The sequence below is a fragment of the Pseudomonas alcaligenes genome (genome assembly GCF_041729615.1).
In the GTDB taxonomy this organism is placed as follows: domain Bacteria; phylum Pseudomonadota; class Gammaproteobacteria; order Pseudomonadales; family Pseudomonadaceae; genus Aquipseudomonas; species Aquipseudomonas alcaligenes_B.
Map to the genome: position 1 here is coordinate 5001 of NZ_CP154874.1, position 18294 is coordinate 23294.

Here is an 18294-nt window from a genome sequence, read left to right on the forward strand (position 1 = left end):
ATCGCTCAACGGATAAAAGGTACTCCGGGGATAACAGGCTGATACCGCCCAAGAGTTCATATCGACGGCGGTGTTTGGCACCTCGATGTCGGCTCATCACATCCTGGGGCTGAAGCCGGTCCCAAGGGTATGGCTGTTCGCCATTTAAAGTGGTACGCGAGCTGGGTTTAGAACGTCGTGAGACAGTTCGGTCCCTATCTGCCGTGGACGTTTGAGATTTGAGAGGGGCTGACCTTAGTACGAGAGGACCGGGTTGGACGAACCTCTGGTGTTCCGGTTGTCACGCCAGTGGCACTGCCGGGTAGCTACGTTCGGAAAAGATAACCGCTGAAAGCATCTAAGCGGGAAACTTGCCTCAAGATGAGATCTCACTGGAGCCTTGAGCTCCCTAAAGGGCCGTCGAAGACTACGACGTTGATAGGTTGGGTGTGTAAGCGCTGTGAGGCGTTGAGCTAACCAATACTAATTGCCCGTGAGGCTTGACCATATAACACCCAAACAATCTGTAGATTGTCGGTGATGGTGAAGTCGACAAACGAACCGAAAGTTCGCTAAGAACCGCAAAGCCAAGATCACATACCCAATTCGCTGTGGCGGCTTAACACCGACACAGCAACCGAATTGCTTGACGACCATAGAGCGTTGGAACCACCTGATCCCATCCCGAACTCAGTAGTGAAACGACGCATCGCCGATGGTAGTGTGGGGTTTCCCCATGTGAGAGTAGGTCATCGTCAAGCTCCTATCCCCAAACCCCCATCCGCGAAAGCGGGTGGGGGTTTGGCCTTTATGGGCGAAATACTTTCCAGGACTGCTGTCTCGGCAGTCCGAGGGCAAAGTGCGCATCCCGCATGCGTGAATCGCGCGCATTAAAAAACCACCGCACCGGTGGCTTTTGCGTTTCTTCAGCGCTAGGGCAGGTCAGTCGCCGCGGTACTCACAGCCACTGGTGCAGGTCTCGTGTACGCGGATGCGTGACAGTTCCGGCAGTAGCGGCTTGAGTTCCTGCCAGATCCACTTGGCCAGATTCTCGCTGGTGGGGTTTTCCAGGCCGGGGATGTCGTTCAGGTAATTGTGGTCGAGGCGTTCGTAGATCGGCTTGAAGATCGCCTTGATCTCGGCGAAGTCGCGAATCCAGCCGGTGTGCGGATCGACCTCGCCCTCGATATAGATGGCGGCGCGGAAGGAGTGGCCATGCAGGCGGCCGCACTTGTGGCCCGCCGGCACATGCGGCAGGAGATGGGCGGATTCGAAGGTGAATTCTTTGAACAGTTCCAAGATAAACGCTCTGCTGGATAGGCCGCGAAGCGGCGTGAAGCTCGCCTGGCAGTTTACCAGTTCGGACGCTTGACGAGCCTGCCGCAGGCGATCGAACGTGCTGTTGAGCCAGCCGGCGAAGGCTGCAACTTGCCCCGGCAATTCACTAGGAGGGGCTCATCGCTCATGCTGCTTGCGGTCGCTGCGCGGGTGATGAAGTCCTCGGGCGAGTTGAGCAGGCCCTTCTCCTCCAGATCTCTGCAGTTGCTGGCGGGCGAATGCTTGCTGCCACTGCGGATGAACCGGCAGCCGCTGCCCTCGACGAAGGCGAGCAGTTCATTCACTTCCTTGCGGCCCTGCTCATCCAGAGCGGCCTGCACGTTGCCGCAGAAGATCAGGGTAGAAAGCGCCCGGCTTCGGCTTAGCGGCATGATTGCTTTCTGGCCGTACGTTCATAGAGGTTGCAGGCGTTCGCCCAGGCGACCGCTGTCGGCCAGTTCGAGGAACTCATCACCTAGGCGCTGGCTCTCGATCATTGCCTTGCGCCAGTAGCGTTCGCGTCCGCTATCGTCGCCTAGGTAGCGCTTGAAGTCGCTACGGTCCGGTAGCTTGCCATGGGGCAATTTGGCCAGATACTCGCGCGACGGCGCCAGCAGCAGCACGTCCTGCAGGCGCTCGGCGTCGCCGCGGCGCCAGGACAGGCCCTTGTCGAACCAGCCGGGGATGACCTTGTCGGTGAAGTGCGGATAGAGCACCACGCCATCGGCCTGGTAGGGCAAGTCGAGGTGATAGTCGAGCAGGCCACCGTCGCGGTAGGCGCCCGGTTCGAGGCCGGGGATCTCGCGGATCGCCTCCATCACCATGGGGATCGAGCCCGAGGCCAGCAGGGCGTGGCGTAGATTGTCCTCGGCGAGGGTATGAAAGTGCGAGCGGAAGTCGTTCAAGGCACCCAGTGGCGGCATCTGGCGGGCGTCGTGGAGGATTATCCGGTCGAAATGCCGGCCCAGGCGGCTGCGGCTCAGCAGGTTGTTGCCGATCACCGACGACAGGCCCAAGCCGAGCTTGCCGCGATGGTCATGCTGGAGCAGGCCGTGGCTGCGTACCACCACGATATTCAGGCGGTACAGCGGATTATCCAGCACCGCCGCGTCCTGGCCTTCGAGCAGGTCATCGAGCAGCTGCACACAGCTGCGCGATACCTCGGCCATGCTCACGCCCTTGGCGAAGCGCTGGCCGGTATACAGCTCGCCGAGGCGGCGGATACCGGCGCAGGGATCGGGCAGACAGGCACTGGCGAAACGCCAGGAGCCGATCGAGGCGCCGATCAGGGTGCGTTCGCGGGGTGCACGTGGCAGCCAGTCACCGAACAGGGCCAGATCGAGTCCCTGGATGCCGAGGCCCTTGGGGCCACCGGCGGCGCCAGGCAGAATAGCGACATCGGCTGGCCGCAGGCCCTGCTCGCGGATACGCCTCAGGGCGCGCTTGCCGGCGCGCAGGCTGAGGGCTGGGGACTTGATATGGATGGCGGTCATGCTCGGCTCCGTATTGCAGGCCAGCGATTATAGTGGCGTGCCGGTTCAGGCCAAGCGGCTTCAGCGGGTGAATACCCCGTCAGCTGTGAGTCTTGTGCGGATTCAGCTTGAATTAAGTCGGCATCGCTATCTTGGGCACCGTAGACAACAGACACCCCCAAGGAGAACACCATGAACAAGCTGACCAGTCTTTTTGCCATCGCGGCCCTCGCCACCACCGCCGGTATCGCCCAGGCTCGTGACCTGGGCCCGGACGAGGCGCTGAAGCTACGCGATGCAGGCACCATCCAGGATTTCCAGAAGCTCAACGCGGCTGCGCTGGCCAAGTACCCGGGCGGCAAGATCGAGGACACCGAACTGGAGCAGGAGCATGGCCGCTATGTCTATCAGGTCGAGCTGCGTGATGCCCAGGGCGTGCAGTGGGACGTGGAGCTGGACGCCACCAATGGCCAGATCCTGCAAGAGCACCGGGATGACTGATGAAGTTCGTGTTTCGCTATAGCGGCATCTTCGCCCTGATCGTCGCGGTACTGGCCCTCGATGCCCAGGCCCGCGATCTCGACCAGGATGAGGCTCTGCGCCTGCGCCAGGAGGGTGTCATCCGCCCCCTGGAAGATCTGATGGCACCGGCCCTGGGGCGTTACCCCGGGGCCGAGTTGCTGGAGGCGGAACTGGAAGAGGAGGATGACGTGCTGGTCTACGAGGTGGAGCTGCTGACCGCCGACGGCACCGTTCGCGAGTTGGAGCTGGATGCCCGTGACGGTCGTATCCTCAAGGACGAAGTGGAGGACTGATGCGCCTGTTGCTGGTGGAAGACCATGTGCCCCTGGCCGATGAACTGCTGGTCAGCCTCAAAGGGCAGGGCTATGCGGTGGACTGGCTGGCCGATGGCCGTGATGCCGCCTATCAGGGGGCAACCGAGCCTTATGACCTGATCATTCTCGACCTCGGCTTGCCGGGCAAGCCGGGGCTCGAGGTGCTGCGTGAGTGGCGCGCCGGCGGCCTGAGCACGCCCGTGCTGATTCTGACGGCGCGCGGTTCCTGGGCCGAGCGCATCGATGGTCTCAAGGCCGGCGCCGACGACTACCTGACCAAACCCTTCCATCCCGAAGAGCTGGCCCTGCGTATCCAGGCGCTGTTGCGCCGCGCCCACGGCCTGGCCAACCAGCCGCAGCTGGAGGCTGCCGGGCTGCAGCTGGACGAAAGCCGCCAGTGCGTGACGCGTGGCAGTGAGCAGATCGAGCTGACGTCCGCCGAGTTCCGCCTGCTGCGCTACTTCATGCTGCATCCCGGGCAGATCCTGTCCAAGAGCCAGCTGGCCGACCATCTCTATGATGGCGAGAGCGAGCGCGACTCCAATGTCCTGGAGGTGCATGTCAATCGCCTGCGCGGCAAGCTCGGGCGCGAGGTGATAGAGACCCGGCGTGGCCAGGGTTACCGTTACGCCGGGGTCGACACTTGAAGTCGATCCAACGTCGCCTCAGCCTGGGCCTGGCCAGTGTGCTGATCGTGGTGGGCCTGATCCTGGCGCAGAGCAGCCTGTGGCTGTTCGACCACAGCCTGCGCCGCTACCTGCAGGAAGACCTCAAGGACGAGACGCAGACCCTGCTGGTCGCCCTGGTGCGCGGCCAGAGCGGCGTGCAGCTGGACGAGCGGCGGCTGGACCCGACGTTCCAGCGGCCGTTTTCCGGCCACTACTTCCGTATCGATTTTGCCGACGAGACCTGGCGCTCGCGCTCCCTGTGGGATCGTGATATGCCCAAGCCTGCCCGCGCGGGCCTGCAGGACGGCCTGGGTGACGGTCCGCGGGGCCAGTTGCTGCTGGTCTATCGTGGCGACTATCAGCGTTTTGGTCAGCGTTTTTCCATCAGCGTGGCGCAGGACTACACGCCCATTCTGGAGAGCTTTCGTCGCCTGCAATGGCTGGGGCTGGGACTCGGCGCCGCCGCGCTGCTGCTGATCCTGCTGGCCCAGCGCTACACGGTGCGTTCGGCGCTGCGCCCGCTGGAACGGGTGCGCGAGCAGATTGCCCAGCTGCAGCAGGGCCGGCGCACCGAGCTGGACAGCCAGGTGCCGCAGGAGCTGGTGCCGCTGGTGGCGCAGGTCAATCACCTGCTGAGCCATACCGAGGACACCCTCAAGCGTTCGCGCAATGCGCTGGGCAATCTCGGGCATGCCTTGAAGACGCCGCTGGCGGTGCTGGTCAGCCTCAGCGAACGTGAGGAGTTGCGCGATCAGCCCGAGCTGCAGGTCACCCTGCGTGAGCAGCTGGGGCAGATCCGCCAGCGCCTGGAGCGCGAGCTGGGGCGCGCGCGCCTGGCTGGCGAGGCGCTACCGGGGGCGCATTTCGACTGTGCGGCGGAGCTGCCGGGGTTGTTCAGCACCCTGGGCATGATCCACAGCCACGGCCTGAAGCTGGAGTGGCAGGCCGAGCCCGGGCTGTGCCTGCCGTGGGACCGGGAAGACCTGCTCGAGCTGCTCGGCAATCTGCTGGACAACGCCTGCAAATGGGCCGATGCCGAAGTACGCCTGAGCCTGGTGCAGGAAGGCGAGGACTATCGGCTGTGGGTAGACGACGATGGGCCCGGAATCGCCCCCGAACGCCGCGAGGCGGTACTGGGGCGTGGCACCCGCCTGGACGAGCAGGTTGCCGGCCACGGCCTGGGCCTGGGCATCGTGCGTGACATGGTCGAGGCCTGGGGCGGCAGCCTGAGCCTCGAGGACAGCCCGCTGGGCGGGCTGCGGGTCGCGATCAGCCTGCCCGGGCGGCGCTGATCACATGCCGTTGGTGAAGGCCGGATTGCTCAGGTCGATGGCCGCGCGCACCGGCTTCAGCGCTTCGGCGTACTTGCCGAGGATGTCCAGGGCGTAGTCGGCGCGCTTGCGGATGCGCAGGTCGTCCTCGCCGCTGGCCTCGCCCTCGTTCAGCACCGCCTCCACCTGACGCACGATCAGGTGTTCCGGCAGGTAGGCGATGCGGCAGTTCTTGTAGCCCGAGGCGCGCAGTTCGCTGATCGGGTAGGCACCACCGATCCCCGAGGAAACCCCCACCAGCAACGCTGGCTTGTGCGCCAGTTCGGCCTTGCTGGCGTACAGGAAGAAGTTCTTCACGGCCGGGCAGGCCATGCCGTTCCATTCCGGGGCGATCACCACCAGCGCGTCGGCGGCGGCCAGCTGCTGCTGGTATTCGGTCCAGGGGCCCTTGTCGTCGGCCGGCCACAGCGGCAGGCCGCGTTCGCCGAGGTCGAGCAGGCTGCATTGCTCATGGCGGGTCAGGCCCAGCTCGATCAGGCGTTGGCGGAGGAAGCGGGCGACCTTGGCGGACTGGCTGCCACTGCGGCTGGAGCCGGCGATCAGGGCGATATTGAGCATGGCGAGAATTCCTGGCGAATGACTGCGCGCAGGCTACCGGCCGCTCTGGAACGAGGCAAGTGGCGGGGCGACAGGGATGTGGTCGGATGACGCCAGCGCCCCGGTCGGGGCGCGGCGCAGAGATAGAGTCAGACGCGGAACTGGTCCATCAGCCCCTGCTGGTGGTTGGCCAGGCTGTTCAGGTTCTGGCTGACCCGTGCCGACTCTTCGGCCTGGCTGGACAAGGCCTCGGTGACATCGCGAATGCTCGCCACGTTACGGTTGACCTCTTCGGCCACCGCACTCTGCTCCTCGGCGGCCGAGGCGATCTGCAGGTTCATGTCGTTGATCACGGTGACCGCGTCGCCGATGCGGCGCAGCGAGGTCACCGCCTGCTCGACCAGCTCGACACTGCCCTGGGCCTGCTTGTGGCTGCTGTGCATGGAGCCGACCACGTCGCGGGTGCCGCTCTGCAGGTTCTCGATCACCTGGCGGATTTCCTCCACCGAGTCCTGGGTGCGCTTGGCCAGGTTACGCACCTCGTCGGCGACCACGGCGAAGCCGCGGCCGGCCTCGCCGGCACGGGCCGCCTCGATGGCCGCGTTGAGGGCCAGCAGGTTGGTCTGCTCGGCGATGGCGCGGATCACTTCAAGTACCGAGCCGATCTGTTCGCTGCTGCTGGCCAGGGCTTCGACCTCGCTCATGGCGGAGCTGAGTTCGCTGGCCAACTGCTCGATGGACAGGGTGGTGCGGTCGATCACCGTCAGCCCTTCGCGGGCTGCGGCGTCGGCACTGCGCGCAGCATCGGCGGCCTGGGCGGCGTTGTTGGCCACGTCGTGGGCGGTTGCGCTCATTTCCTGGGAGGCGGTGGCCACCTGGTCCACTTCGCGGAACTGCTGCTGCATGCCGGCGCTGGTCTGGCTGGCGATGGCGGCGGACTGGTCGGCGGTGCTGCGGGCGTCCTGCACCGAGCGTTTCACGTCGGCGATGATCGGCTGCAGCTTGTCGAGGAAGCGGTTGAACCAGCCGGCCAGCTCGCCCAGCTCGTCCTGCTTGGCATAGTCCAGGCGGCGGGTCAGGTCGCCTTCGCCGCTGGCGATGTCGCGCAGCATGCCGGCCACGCCGAGGATGGGGCGGGTCACGCCACGCGCGGTCAGCCACATCAGGGCCAGGCCGACCAGGATGGCGAGCAGGCCGACCGCCAGGGAGAACAGCGAGTCGCCGGTGCGGCGCTCCTCCAGGCGCTGTTCGAGCTGCCTGGCCGGGCCGAGCAGGGTCTGCTGCGGAACCTCCAGCAGCACGCCCCAGGGCTGGGCCTCGGGAATCGGCAGCAGCGGCTCGAACACGCGCAGGACGCTGTCGTGTTCGAGGAACTCGGCGCGGCCACTGCCGAGCAGGGCCTTGATCTCGCTCTGGTGATCGCTGAAGGCATCCTCCAGCGGCTTGCCCAGCTTGCCGGCTTCACGGCTGTGGCCGGCCAGCAGGCCTGCGGGGCTGAGGATGCTGACATGGGCCTGGCCGTCGTAGAGCTCGCTGCTGGCCTTCTGGGCGATTTGCTGCAGGCTCTCCAGGCTGATGTCCACGCCCATCACGCCTATGACCTTGCCATTCTGCTCCAGCGGGAAGGCGATGCTGGTCATCAGCACCTGCTGGCCGTTGACCTCGTCGAAATAGGGGTCGAGTACGCAGGTCTTGCGGCTGTCGCGCGGGCAGGTGTACCAGGCGTTGTAGGGGGTGCCGCTGGGGCCGGCGGTGGTGTCCTGCAGCTGCGCTTCGTCCATCGACTCCGACTCCAGCGTGCCCGGCGTGCTCTGCGACCAGTAGAGGGAGAAGCGGCCCTTGTCGTTGCTGCCCAGTTCGGCCTGACCGGCGAACAGGTCGTCCTTGCCATCCAGACCGTTGGCCTCGAACACCAGATACAGGCCGAGCAGGTTGGGGTTGGCCTCCAGGGCCGAGCGCACCTGGCGGGTCATGTCCTCGCGCAGGTCGAAGGCATCGAGAAAGCGTTTCTCGGCCTGATCCTTGAGGAACAGCACCTGGCGCGAGAAGCCCTTGCCGTATTGGTAGGCGTCCATGAAGTAGCGCTGGATGCGGATCGCCTGCAGCTCACCGCGGGCGGCCATGCGCAGCCGCGCGGACTCTTCCAGCATGCCCGAACTGGCCGTGCGTACCAGCTGCGCGCTGCGCGTGGCCTGGTACAACGAGGCGCCTACCAGCAAGGTCACTATGGCCAGCAGACAGAGGCCGGCGAGCAGGGTGATTTTCCACTGGATAGACAGGCGGGACAGCATGGGCGGGTCCTTGTGAGTTCAGACTACTGAGTCATGTATCGGTAAGGGCGACGGAAGCTTGACCGATTTCATGGCCGACTTGAGCTACGGCGGAAAACCGCTGGGTGAGCTGACAGGAATTATGCACGCATTGCCCAGAATTTCGCACGCCGGATTCTTTGACAGAAGCTGACCGATCAGGCAGAGTCTTGCGCTTTTTTCCCGCCGCGCGCGGTTTGTGCAAGTCGGCAATTGGAGTCTCGCAATGAACGCAGTGGTAGTCGCAGTCGGCATCATGCTGGTCCTCAGTCTGTGCCGGGTGCACGTGGTGGTGGCGCTGATCGTCGGCGCCCTGGCCGGCGGTTTGCTCGGCGGCCTGGGGCTGGAGGGCTCGCTGGCCGCCTTCAATAAAGGCCTGGGCGGCGGTGCTACCGTGGCGCTGTCCTACGCGCTGCTCGGCGCCTTCGCCGTGGCCATCGCCAAGTCGGGCCTGGCCCATGCCCTTGCCGATCGGGCACTGGCGCTGGTGGGGAGCCAGCAGGAGCAGGGCGGTGGCGCGCTGAAGTGGCTGCTGGTCGGCCTGCTGCTGGCGGTATCGGTGTCCTCGCAGAACATCCTGCCGATCCACATTGCCTTCATCCCGCTGCTGGTGCCGCCGCTGCTGTATGTACTGAGCAAGCTGCAGATCGATCGCCGGCTGGTCGCCTGCGTCATCACCTTCGGCCTGATCACCCCCTACATGTTCCTGCCGGTGGGCTTCGGCAACATCTTCCTCAACGAGATCCTGCTGGCCAACGTGGCCAAGGCCGGGGTGGACGTCAGCGGGGTGAATGTCACCGAGGCCATGCTGATCCCGGCCGTCGGCATGCTGTTCGGCCTGCTGCTGGCGGTGTTCTTTAGCTACCGCGGCAAGCGCGAGTACGCCCTGCAGCCGATTGCCCAGGCCGAGCGGGTCGAGACGCGCTACAGCCCGCTGAGCCTGCTGGTGGCCGGCGTGGCGGTGGCCGTGGCGTTTGTCGTGCAGCTGTGGCTGGACTCGATGATAGTCGGGGCGCTGGCGGGCTTCGTGGTGTTCTCGGTGTCCGGCGTGGTGCGCTGGAAGGAGGCCGACGACCTGTTCACCGAAGGCATGAAGATGATGGCCATGATCGGCTTCATCATGATCGCCGCGCAGGGCTTTGCCGAGGTCATGAATGCCACCGGCGACGTGCAGGCGCTGGTGGATTCTTCGGCTGCTTGGATCGGCAACAGCAAGGCAATGGGCGCACTGCTGATGCTCCTGGTCGGGTTGCTGGTGACCATGGGCATCGGTTCGTCCTTCTCTACCGTGCCGATCATCGCCGCGATCTTCGTGCCGCTGGGGGTGCAACTGGGCTTCAGCCCGCTGGCGATCGTCTGCATCGTCGGTACCGCCGGCGCCCTGGGCGATGCCGGCTCGCCAGCCTCCGACTCGACGCTAGGCCCGACTTCGGGGCTGAACATCGACGGTCAGCACAACCACATCTGGGACACCGTGGTGCCGACCTTCCTGCACTACAACCTGCCGTTGCTGATGTTCGGCTGGGCCGCCGCCATGCTGCTCTAGGGCGCAAGCCGACACCCTGCGCTAAACCTAAGTGACCGCTCGGTCGCTTATGCAATCGACGGGGCTGCCGATAAACCGGCAGCCCCGTTTCGCTTTCGAATAGACGCCCTCCAGAGGAAAGGACAATGCGCCTCACACTGAAAAGCAAAATGCTCCTGCTGGCCCTGCTGCCGGTGATCCTGTTCGCCATCGTGCTCAGTGGCGCGGCGGCCAAGATTCTGCTCGATCTGGCCGAGGGCGAGGTCAAGGAGACGCGCGAGCGCCTGCTGCAGGAGAGTCGCCGCGAGCTGCAGCACTACATGCAGATCGCCATGGGCTCGGTGCAGGCGCTGTATGACGGCGCGAGCCAGGGCGACATGGCCAGCCGCGAGCAGGCCATCGCCATCCTCGCCAAGATCAAGTACGGCAAGGATGGCTACTTCTTCGGCTACGACTCCCAGGTGATCCGCCTGTTTCGCGGCGACAGCCCGGTGGATGTGGGCAAGAGCTTTACCGGCCGCCAGGACCCCAACGGCGTACGCGTCAACGATGAGCTCGTTCGCGTGGCCAAGGACGGCAGCAACTATGTGCAGTACAGCTCGCCGCTGCCGAACAACGAGAATGTGCTGGTACCCAAGCTGGCCTACAGCTACTACCTGCCCAAGTGGGACCTGGCCCTGGGCACGGCGGTCAACCTGGACGGCGTCGAGGCCCAGGTCGCCGAGGTCGAGGCGGCCATCGAGGAGCGTGTCAGCACCATCCTCACCAGCATCCTGGTGATCGCCGTGATCATGCTGGTGGTGTTCGGCATCCTCGGCCTGACCTTGAGCAACGCCTTCCTGCGTCCGCTGCAGCAGATCAAGGCCAACCTGGATGACATCGCCGCCGGCGAGGGTGATCTGACCCGCCGCCTGCCGGTTACCAGCCAGGACGAGCTGGGTGAACTGGCGGGTTCCTTCAACCGTTTCGTCGAGAAAATCCACGGCCTGGTGCGACAGATCGCCGAGATGACCACCCAGCTGACCGGCCTGGTTGGCGAGGTGGCCGCGCAGGCGCAGCGTTCCGAGCAGGCCATGGAGCGCCAGCGCCACGAGACCGACCAGGTGGCCACGGCGATCAACGAGATGTCCGCTGCCGCCCACGAGGTGGCGCGTAGCGCCCAGGGCGCGGCCGAGGCGGCGCAGCAGACCGACAACGAGGGCCAGGCGGCGAAGAAGGTGGTCGATGGCAGCATCGAGCGCATTCACGCCCTGGTCGAGGACATCCGCGAGAGCGGCGTGTCGCTGGACAACCTGCAGCAGGACGTGCAGTCCATCGTCAGCGTGCTCGACGTGATCCGCTCCATCGCCGAGCAGACCAACCTGCTGGCGCTCAACGCCGCCATCGAGGCGGCCCGCGCCGGCGAGGCCGGGCGTGGCTTCGCCGTGGTTGCCGACGAGGTGCGCGCGCTGGCCAGCCGCACCCAGCAGAGCACCCAGGAAATCCAGGGCATGATCGACCGCCTGCAGGGGGGCACCCGTGACGCCGTCACCGCCATGCGCCGCTCCAGCGATGCCGGCGAGATCACCAGCGAGCAGGCCAACCAGGCCGGCGCCTCGCTGGACGCCATCGCTCAGCTGATCGGCACCATCAATGCGATGAACGCGCAGATCGCCAGCGCCGCCGAGGAGCAGACCGCGGTGGCCGAGGAGATCAATCGCAGCGTGCACCAGATCGCCGTGGCGGTGGAAAGCGTGGCAGAGGAAACCCGTCACGGCGCCGAGACCTCGCGCAGCCTGGCCGGCCTGGGCGAGCGCCTGGGGGCGTTGGTGCGGCAGTTCCGTATCTGAGTACCTACACAACGAGCAAGGGCGCCCATGGGCGCCCTTGTTCATTCTGTTGCGGCCTGCACCGCTGACTCGGTCCAGTAGCCCGGATGAAATCCGGGGGCACATCTACCCGAATTTCATCCGGGCCACGCTTGCTTCACGGGTAGGGCTGGCACCTGTCGCGGATAGGTCTAGCCACGCTCAATAAAACGAGGGGCAGAAAGAACCCGGCCGGGGCCGGGGTCTTTGTGTGCTGGCGGCGCTCAGTGGACGACTGCCACCAGTCCGGCCTGCTGCACCAGTTCCAGCAGCGGCTGCGGGTAGACACCGAGGAAGAAGGCGAGCAGGGCGACGAACAGCAGCATGATGCCACCGGCGCGCTGGCCCCAGTTGAACGGCGCGTCGTGGCGCTTGAGGTTGGGCTCCTGCAGGAACAGGGTGACCATGACCCGCAGGTAGTAGAACACGCCGATGGCGCTACCCAGGATCAGGGTGCCCAGCAGCAGCCACTGTTGCGACTCGACACCGGCGGCGACCACGTAGAACTTGCCGATGAAGCCGGCGGTGAGCGGGATGCCGGCCAGCGACAGCATCATCACGGTGAGCACGGCGGTCAGGTACGGGCGGCGCCAGAACAGGCCGCGGTACTCGTACAGGGCATCGGCATCGCGGCCGCTGTAGGGCGTGGACATCAGGGTGATCACGCCGAAGGCACCCAGCGTGGTCAGCACGTAGGTGGCCAGGTACACGCCGATGGCCTCCACGGCCAGCCCCTTGCTGGCGATCAGGGCGATCAGCAGGTAGCCGAAGTGGGCTATCGAGGAGTAGCCGAGCAGGCGCTTGAGGTTGTTCTGCAGCAGCGCCAGCAGGTTACCGAACAGGATCGAGGCGATGGCCAGCAGGCTGAGCAGGTCGCTCAGCCAGCCGCCGGTGGTGACCGGCGACCCCTGGTACAGGCGCAGCAGCACGGCGAACACGGCGACCTTGCTGGCGGTGGCCAGGAAGGCGGCGACCGGTGCCGGGGCGCCTTCGTAGACGTCCGGGGTCCACAGGTGGAAGGGTACCAGCGACAGCTTGAAGGCCAGGCCGATCAGCATCATGCCGATGCCGATCTGGGCGATCAGGCTGGGCAGGCCGTCCGTAGCGAGTTTGTCGCCGATACCAGCGAAGCTCAGGCTGCCCGACTCGGCATACAGCAGGGCCATGCCGAACAGCAGGAAGGCGCTACCAGCGGCGGACAGCACCATGTACTTGATGCCGGCTTCCAGCGAGCGCTTGTTGAAGAAGGCGTAGGCGATCATGCCGTAGGTCGGCACCGACAGCAGTTCCAGGCCGATGAACAGGCCGGCCAGGTGCTGCGCGCTGACCAGTACCAGGCCGCCCAGGCCGGACAGCAGAATCAGCAGGTACAGCTCTTCGCGGTTGCCCGGGTAGCCCTGCTTGCCCGATTCGCCGCCCAGGTAGGCGTGGACCAGGGTGGTGCAGGCCAGGGTGGCGGCCAGCACCAGGGCCATGTAGTAGCAGGCGAACTTGTCCACCAGCAGCAGCGGGGTGACCTGCAGCGGCGTCACCTCCACGGCCGGGATCAGCGACAGCAGGGCCAGATTGAGGCCCAGCACCGAGAGGATGAAGGCCATGGCGTGGTTGCGTTTCCAGGCGATGGCCAGCATCACCACGATGATGGTGGCGCTGGTGACCAGCAGCGGCAGCAGCGCGATGAAGTGTTGAGTCGTCAGTTCCATAGCGCGTGATTACCGGACCGAAGCGAGTTGAGTGAGGGCGCCGCTGAACCATTGCTGCACGCCGTGCATGCTGGCCGCGGAGGTGTCGAGCACCGGCTGCGGGTAGACGCCGAGCAGGATCAGCAGCACCGCCAGGCCCAGCACCATGTACAGCTCGCGGGCCTTGAGGGCCTGCAGCGGGGCATCGGACTTGGCCGGGCCGAAGTAGGCGCGGTGGATCATCGCCAGCGAGTAGACCGAGCCCAGCACCAGGCCGCAGGCGGCCAGGACCACGACCCAGGGCGCGGCCGGGAAGCTGCCGATCAGGATCAGGAATTCGCCGACGAAGTTGCCGGTGCCCGGCAGGCCGAGCGCCGCGGCGGCGAAGAACAGGCTCACCGCCGGCAGCCAGGGCAGACGGGCCCAGATACCGCCCATCTCGCGCATGTCACGGGTGTGCAGGCGCTCGTAGAGCTGGCCGCAGAGGATGAACAGCGCCGCAGCGGACAGGCCGTGCGCCATCATCTGCACCACGGCGCCCTGCAGGGCGATGTGGCTGCCGGAGTAGATGGCGATCAGCACGAAGCCCATGTGCGAAACGCTGGAGTAGGCCACCAGGCGCTTGATGTCGGTCTGCGCGAACGACAGGAAGGCGCCGTAGGCGATGGCGAACACACCCAGCCACATGGCGATCGGCGCGAACTCGGCCGAGGCGTTGGGGAAGAGCGGCAGGGCGAAGCGCATCAGGCCGTAGGCGGCGGTTTTCAGCAGGATGCCGGCGAGGTCCACGGAGCCGGCAGTCGGGGCCTGGGCGTGGGCGTCCGGCAGCCAGGAGTGCACCGGCACTACCGGGAACTTCACGGCGAAGGCGGCGAAGAAGCCGAGCATCAGCAGGTACTCGGTACCGGCGGGCAGCTGGGTCTTGAGCAGGTCTTCGTAGTTGAAGGTGAGCACGCCGGTGACGTTGTAGTTGATCAGCACCAGGGCGAGGATCGCCACCAGCATGATCAGGCCGCTGGCCTGGGTGAAGATGAAGAACTTGGTGGCGGCGTTGATCCGCGAGTGACCCTTGCTGCCGCTATGACCCCAGAGCGCGATGAGGAAGTACATCGGCACCAGCATCATTTCCCAGAAGAAGAAGAACAGGAACAGGTCGATGGCGAGGAACACGCCGACCACGCCGCCGAGGATCCACATCAGGTTGAGGTGGAAGAATCCGACGCGGTTCTGGATTTCGTTCCACGAGCACAGCACCGACAGCACGCCGAGCAGGCCGGTGAGGACGATCATCAGCACCGACAGGCCGTCGAGGCCGAGGTGGATGCTGATGCCGAGACGCTCGATCCACTGCACCTGGAACTCGGCGGCCCAGGCCAGCTCGGCGCCGGGGGCCGGGGCCAGGCTGAAGTCGGCGCTGGCCCACAGCCACAGGCCGAGGCCGAACAGCAGGCCCATGGTCAGCAGGGCGATCCAGCGCGGCAGCGTGTTGCCAAAGCGCTCGGTCTGCCAGCACAGCAGGCCACCGATGAAGGGAATCAGGATTAGCCAGGGGAGAATCATCAGGCTGTTTTCCTTAACTCAGAAAGAGGAGGGCGGCGAGTACCAGCACGGCACCCCCGGCGATCGAAGTGGCGTACCAGCGCACCTGGCCGGTCTGGCTGCGGGCCAGCAGGGCGTTGCCGCCACGGGCCAGGCGCGGCACCAGGCCGATGCTCAGGTCGATCGGATCGCGACCGAGCAGACGGCAGATCAGCAGGTAGGGCTGGACGAACAGCTTGTCGTAGAGCCAGTCGAAGCCCCAGGCGGCGAACCACCAGGCCGACAGGAAGCGGCCCGGAGCGCTCTGTGCAACGGTCGTGGCGAAGGTGCGCTTGCCGAGGAACAGCATTGCGGCCAGGAGGATACCGGCCAGGGCAATGGCGCCCGAGGCGATCTCCAGGCCGTGCTTGGCCTCGCCACCGGCGTGACCGATGCTCTGCGGCAGCACACCGGCCAGCGGCGGGGTGATCAGCGCGCCGACGAAGGTCGAGAGCACGATCAGAGTGGCCAGCGGCAGGTTGTGGGCCAGGCCGTGACCGGCATGGGCCTCGGTCTTCTGCTCGCCATGGAAGGCGATGAAGATCAGGCGGAAGGTGTAGATCGAGGTCAGGAAGGCACCTGCCAGACCCGCGTAGAGCAGCTCGCTGTGACCACTGGCGAAGGCTTCCCAGAGGATCTCGTCCTTCGAGTAGAAGCCGGCGGTGACCAGCGGCAGCGCGGCCAGGGCGGCGCCACCGACGACGAAGCTGGCGTAGGCCAGCGGCAGCTTCTTCCACAGGCCGCCCATCTTGAAGATGTTCTGCTCGTGGTGGCAGGCATGGATCACCGCACCGGAGGCGAGGAACAGCAAGGCCTTGAAGAAAGCGTGGGTCATCAGGTGGAAGATCGCCGCATCCCAGGCCTGCACGCCGAGGGCGAGGAACATGTAGCCGATCTGGCTCATGGTCGAGTAGGCGAGTATGCGCTTGATGTCGGTCTGTACCAGGGCGGCGAAACCGGCCAGCACCAGGGTCACGGCGCCGACTATGCCGACCAGCTCGAGAATCTCGGGGGTCAGCAGGAACAGGCCGTGGGTACGGGCGATCAGGTACACGCCCGCGGTCACCATGGTGGCGGCGTGAATGAGTGCGGAGACCGGGGTCGGACCGGCCATCGCGTCGGCCAGCCAGGTCTGCAGCGGCAGCTGGGCGGATTTGCCCACCGCACCGCCGAGCAGCATCAGGGTGGCGACCCACAGCCAGGTATCACCGGCCACGTACTTCTGCGGCGCCAGCACCATCAGCTCCTGGATGTTCAGGGTGCCGAGGTTGAGGAACAGCAGGAACAGGCCAATCATCAGGAACACGTCGCCGATGCGGGTGACGATGAACGCCTTGAGCGCCGCGTTACCGTTGGGCACGTGCTTGTAATAGAAGCCGATCAGCAGGTACGAGCACAGGCCCACGCCTTCCCAGCCGAAGAACAGCACCAGCAGGTTGTCGCCGAGTACCAGCAGCAACATGCTGAAGATGAACAGGTTGGTGTAGGCGAAGAAGCGCGAGTAGCCCTCTTCACCGCGCATGTACCAGCTGGCGAACAGGTGGATCAGGAAGCCGACGCCGGTGACCACGCCGAGCATGGTGGCCGACAGGCCGTCCAGGTGCAGAGTGAAGCTCGGCGCCAGGTTGCCGACGTTCATCCACTGCCACAGCGTCTGGGTGTAGACGCCACCCGCCGGCAGGCTGAGGAATTGCAGGATGACCCAGGCGGCACTCAGGGCGGCCAGGCCGACCGAGCCGACGCCGATCAGGGCGGCGGTGTTTTCCGAGAGTCGCCCGCGGGAGAAGGCCAGCAGGAACCAGCCGAGCAGCGGGAAGAGCAGGGTAAGGAATAGAAGGTTCATCCGCGCATCTCGCTGGCAGCGTCGACATCGAGGGTGTGGAAGCGGCGATACAGCTGCAGCAGGATCGCCAGGCCAATGCTGGCCTCGGCGGCTGCCAGGGTGATCACCAGAATGAACATCACCTGGCCGTCAGGCTGCACCCAGCGGCTGCCGGCGACGACGAAGGCGAGGGCGGTGGCGTTCATCATCACTTCCAGGCTCATCAGCACGAAGAGGATGTTGCGGCGCACCATCAGGCCGATCAGGCCCAGGCTGAACAGCACGGCGGCCAGCGCCAGGCCGTGTTCCAGGGGAATGGCATTCATGCGGTGGGCTCCTTGGCTTCGTGGCGGCCCAGGTGGTAGGCGGCGACCAGGGCGGCGAGCAGCAGCATGGAGGCCAGCTCGACCACCAGCAGGTAGGGGCCGAACAGGCTGATGCCGACGGCCTTGGCATCGACGGTTTCAAGGCCGATGGCGGCACCGCTCGGGGTGGCGAACAGGGCGTACAGCAGCTGCGCCAGCAACAGGGCGGAGAGGATGGCCGGACCGGTCCAGATGCCGGGCTTGAGCCACTTCTTCTCCTGCTCTACGGCTTCCTGGCCGAGGTTGAGCATCATCACCACGAAGACGAACAGCACCATGATGGCGCCGGCGTAGACGATGATTTCCAGGGCGCCGGCAAACGGCGCACCCAGGGCGAAGAACGTGCAGGCCACGGCCAGCAGGGAAACGATCAGGTTGAGCAGGGCATGTACCGGGTTGGTCCCGGTAATGACCATCACAGTAGAGGCCACGGCGACACCCGCGGCGAGGTAGAAAGCAAACTCCATCATCCTCTCCTCAGGGCAGCAGGCCTTTGACGTTGATCGGTTCGGCTTCGCTCTGCGCGGCGCCTTTCGGCTTGCCGGCGATGGCCATGCCGGACACCCGGTAGAAGTTGTAGTCCGGGTTCTTGCCCGGCCCGCTGATCAGCAGGTCTTCCTTCTCGTAGACCAGGTCCTGGCGCTTGAACTCGCCCATCTCGAAGTCCGGGGTGAGCTGGATTGCGGTGGTCGGGCAAGCTTCCTCGCACAGGCCGCAGAAGATGCAGCGCGAGAAGTTGATGCGGAAGAACTCCGGGTACCAGCGACCGTCCTCGGTCTCGGCCTTCTGCAGCGAGATGCAGCCGACCGGGCAGGCCACGGCGCACAGGTTGCAGGCCACGCAGCGTTCCTCGCCGTCGGGGTCGCGGGTCAGCACGATGCGGCCGCGGTAGCGCGGCGGCAGGTACACCGGCTCTTCCGGGTATTGCAGGGTGTCGCGCTTGCGGAAGCCGTGGCCGAAGATCATCACCAGGCTGCGCAGTTGGGTCCAGGTGCCGTGCACCACGTCCCAGATGTACTTGAACAT

16 protein-coding genes, 2 rRNA genes and 3 pseudogenes (1 of these 21 cut by a window edge) are annotated in these 18294 nt (G+C 65.5%); 9 read left to right on the forward strand and 12 right to left on the reverse strand.

All coding sequences use genetic code 11. The annotated features are described in order from the left end of the window. Together AAG092_RS00020 and rrf are read left to right on the forward strand one after the other, a co-directional pair. Positions 1–487: ribosomal RNA gene (locus AAG092_RS00020) — 23S ribosomal RNA — on the forward strand; it begins 2405 nt to the left of the window's first position. A 137-nt stretch (positions 488–624) separates the two neighbouring features. Next, a 5S ribosomal RNA gene (rrf, locus tag AAG092_RS00025) occupies positions 625–740 on the forward strand. A gap of 181 nt (positions 741–921) precedes the next feature. Here the strand turns inward: rrf and queD are convergent. Genes queD through AAG092_RS00040 form a run of 3 tightly spaced genes read right to left on the reverse strand, consistent with a single transcriptional unit; the run spans position 922 to position 2789 of the window. Further along, on the reverse strand, positions 922–1278 hold the full coding sequence (queD, locus tag AAG092_RS00030) for a 6-carboxytetrahydropterin synthase QueD (protein WP_021700277.1): 357 nt from the start codon (positions 1276–1278) through the stop codon (positions 922–924). Positions 1279–1331: 53 nt separating this feature from the next. Then, positions 1332–1688 carry a DUF5329 family protein gene (locus AAG092_RS00035; protein ID WP_373388008.1) on the reverse strand — a complete coding sequence of 119 codons (357 nt, stop codon included), beginning with the start codon at positions 1686–1688 and terminating at the stop codon, positions 1332–1334. Between the two features lie 21 nt (positions 1689–1709). Beyond that, entirely contained in the window at positions 1710–2789 is a 1080-nt protein-coding gene (locus AAG092_RS00040; RefSeq protein WP_373388009.1) for a patatin-like phospholipase family protein, read from the reverse strand. Positions 2790–2960: 171 nt separating this feature from the next. On the opposite strand from AAG092_RS00040, the gene AAG092_RS00045 reads away from it, so the two are divergent. The 4 genes from AAG092_RS00045 to AAG092_RS00060 are packed head-to-tail and all read left to right on the forward strand — an operon-like array spanning position 2961 to position 5564. Next, complete coding sequence (locus AAG092_RS00045; RefSeq protein ID WP_021700274.1) at positions 2961–3269, forward strand: PepSY domain-containing protein; 309 nt, start codon at positions 2961–2963, stop codon at positions 3267–3269. Then, entirely contained in the window at positions 3269–3583 is a 315-nt protein-coding gene (locus AAG092_RS00050) for a PepSY domain-containing protein (RefSeq protein ID WP_373388010.1), read from the forward strand. Before AAG092_RS00045 ends, AAG092_RS00050 begins: the two co-directional genes overlap by 1 nt. Beyond that, positions 3583–4251, forward strand: a complete 669-nt coding sequence (locus AAG092_RS00055; RefSeq protein ID WP_061904563.1) for a response regulator transcription factor — start codon at positions 3583–3585, stop codon at positions 4249–4251. Before AAG092_RS00050 ends, AAG092_RS00055 begins: the two co-directional genes overlap by 1 nt. After that, positions 4248–5564, forward strand: coding sequence for a sensor histidine kinase (locus AAG092_RS00060; protein WP_373388011.1), 1317 nt, complete (start codon positions 4248–4250; stop codon positions 5562–5564). Before AAG092_RS00055 ends, AAG092_RS00060 begins: the two co-directional genes overlap by 4 nt. On the opposite strand, the gene AAG092_RS00065 is transcribed toward AAG092_RS00060, so the two are convergent. The 3 genes and pseudogenes from AAG092_RS00065 to AAG092_RS00075 all read right to left on the reverse strand — a co-directional run. Further along, positions 5565–6161, reverse strand: coding sequence for an NADPH-dependent FMN reductase (locus AAG092_RS00065; protein WP_373388012.1), 597 nt, complete (start codon positions 6159–6161; stop codon positions 5565–5567). 128 nt (positions 6162–6289) lie between these two features. Further along, positions 6290–7045, reverse strand: coding sequence for a methyl-accepting chemotaxis protein (locus AAG092_RS00070; protein ID WP_373389539.1), 756 nt, complete (start codon positions 7043–7045; stop codon positions 6290–6292). A gap of 102 nt (positions 7046–7147) precedes the next feature. Then, a pseudogene (locus AAG092_RS00075) lies at positions 7148–8431 on the reverse strand (HAMP domain-containing protein); the annotation flags it as partial. Positions 8432–8675: 244 nt separating this feature from the next. On the opposite strand from AAG092_RS00075, the gene AAG092_RS00080 reads away from it, so the two are divergent. From AAG092_RS00080 to AAG092_RS00090, 3 genes and pseudogenes are all read left to right on the forward strand, one after another. Beyond that, the gene (locus AAG092_RS00080) at positions 8676–9995 is read left to right on the forward strand and encodes a Na+/H+ antiporter family protein (protein ID WP_373388013.1); all 1320 of its coding nucleotides are present in this window, start codon (positions 8676–8678) and stop codon (positions 9993–9995) included. A 149-nt stretch (positions 9996–10144) separates the two neighbouring features. Next, positions 10145–10945, forward strand: a pseudogene (locus AAG092_RS00085) (cache domain-containing protein); the annotation flags it as partial. A 261-nt stretch (positions 10946–11206) separates the two neighbouring features. Beyond that, positions 11207–11803: pseudogene (locus tag AAG092_RS00090) on the forward strand (methyl-accepting chemotaxis protein); the annotation flags it as partial. Between the two features lie 242 nt (positions 11804–12045). Here AAG092_RS00090 and nuoN read toward each other — a convergent pair. From nuoN to nuoI, 6 genes are read right to left on the reverse strand one after another with little or no spacing between them, the layout of a single operon-like run. Further along, entirely contained in the window at positions 12046–13524 is a 1479-nt protein-coding gene (gene nuoN / locus AAG092_RS00095) for an NADH-quinone oxidoreductase subunit NuoN (protein WP_373388014.1), read from the reverse strand. A 9-nt stretch (positions 13525–13533) separates the two neighbouring features. After that, complete coding sequence (nuoM, locus tag AAG092_RS00100) at positions 13534–15063, reverse strand: NADH-quinone oxidoreductase subunit M (protein ID WP_373388015.1); 1530 nt, start codon at positions 15061–15063, stop codon at positions 13534–13536. A gap of 13 nt (positions 15064–15076) precedes the next feature. Further along, positions 15077–16924: an NADH-quinone oxidoreductase subunit L gene (gene nuoL, locus AAG092_RS00105; protein ID WP_373388016.1), complete on the reverse strand. Its 1848-nt coding sequence runs from the start codon at positions 16922–16924 to the stop codon at positions 15077–15079. Then, positions 16921–17229, reverse strand: coding sequence for an NADH-quinone oxidoreductase subunit NuoK (nuoK, locus tag AAG092_RS00110; protein WP_061904554.1), 309 nt, complete (start codon positions 17227–17229; stop codon positions 16921–16923). Before nuoK ends, nuoL begins: the two co-directional genes overlap by 4 nt. Continuing rightward, positions 17226–17735 (reverse strand): NADH-quinone oxidoreductase subunit J, encoded by a 510-nt coding sequence (nuoJ, locus tag AAG092_RS00115; RefSeq protein WP_373388017.1) that lies wholly within the window; start codon positions 17733–17735, stop codon positions 17226–17228. The genes nuoK and nuoJ overlap by 4 nt, the downstream gene beginning before the upstream one ends. 10 nt (positions 17736–17745) lie before the next feature. Next, a complete protein-coding gene (gene nuoI, locus AAG092_RS00120; RefSeq protein ID WP_110683583.1) occupies positions 17746–18294 on the reverse strand; it encodes an NADH-quinone oxidoreductase subunit NuoI in 549 nt (182 codons plus the stop codon).

What these genes read in the sequence shown, in the direction of transcription:
- nuoK (WP_061904554.1), bottom strand. Translation starts at nt 17,229, where the DNA reads ATGAATGCCATTCCCCTGGAACACGGCCTGGCGCTGGCCGCCGTGCTG.
- nuoM (WP_373388015.1), bottom strand. Translation starts at nt 15,063, where the DNA reads ATGATTCTCCCCTGGCTAATCCTGATTCCCTTCATCGGTGGCCTGCTG.
- AAG092_RS00070 (WP_373389539.1), bottom strand. Translation starts at nt 7,045, where the DNA reads ATGCAGCAGCAGTTCCGCGAAGTGGACCAGGTGGCCACCGCCTCCCAG.
- AAG092_RS00035 (WP_373388008.1), bottom strand. Translation starts at nt 1,688, where the DNA reads ATGCCGCTAAGCCGAAGCCGGGCGCTTTCTACCCTGATCTTCTGCGGC.
- AAG092_RS00055 (WP_061904563.1), top strand. Translation starts at nt 3,583, where the DNA reads ATGCGCCTGTTGCTGGTGGAAGACCATGTGCCCCTGGCCGATGAACTG.
- nuoJ (WP_373388017.1), bottom strand. Translation starts at nt 17,735, where the DNA reads ATGGAGTTTGCTTTCTACCTCGCCGCGGGTGTCGCCGTGGCCTCTACT.
- AAG092_RS00045 (WP_021700274.1), top strand. Translation starts at nt 2,961, where the DNA reads ATGAACAAGCTGACCAGTCTTTTTGCCATCGCGGCCCTCGCCACCACC.
- AAG092_RS00040 (WP_373388009.1), bottom strand. Translation starts at nt 2,789, where the DNA reads ATGACCGCCATCCATATCAAGTCCCCAGCCCTCAGCCTGCGCGCCGGC.
- nuoI (WP_110683583.1), bottom strand. Translation starts at nt 18,294, where the DNA reads ATGTTCAAGTACATCTGGGACGTGGTGCACGGCACCTGGACCCAACTG.
- AAG092_RS00065 (WP_373388012.1), bottom strand. Translation starts at nt 6,161, where the DNA reads ATGCTCAATATCGCCCTGATCGCCGGCTCCAGCCGCAGTGGCAGCCAG.
- AAG092_RS00050 (WP_373388010.1), top strand. Translation starts at nt 3,269, where the DNA reads ATGAAGTTCGTGTTTCGCTATAGCGGCATCTTCGCCCTGATCGTCGCG.
- AAG092_RS00080 (WP_373388013.1), top strand. Translation starts at nt 8,676, where the DNA reads ATGAACGCAGTGGTAGTCGCAGTCGGCATCATGCTGGTCCTCAGTCTG.
- nuoL (WP_373388016.1), bottom strand. Translation starts at nt 16,924, where the DNA reads ATGAACCTTCTATTCCTTACCCTGCTCTTCCCGCTGCTCGGCTGGTTC.
- nuoN (WP_373388014.1), bottom strand. Translation starts at nt 13,524, where the DNA reads ATGGAACTGACGACTCAACACTTCATCGCGCTGCTGCCGCTGCTGGTC.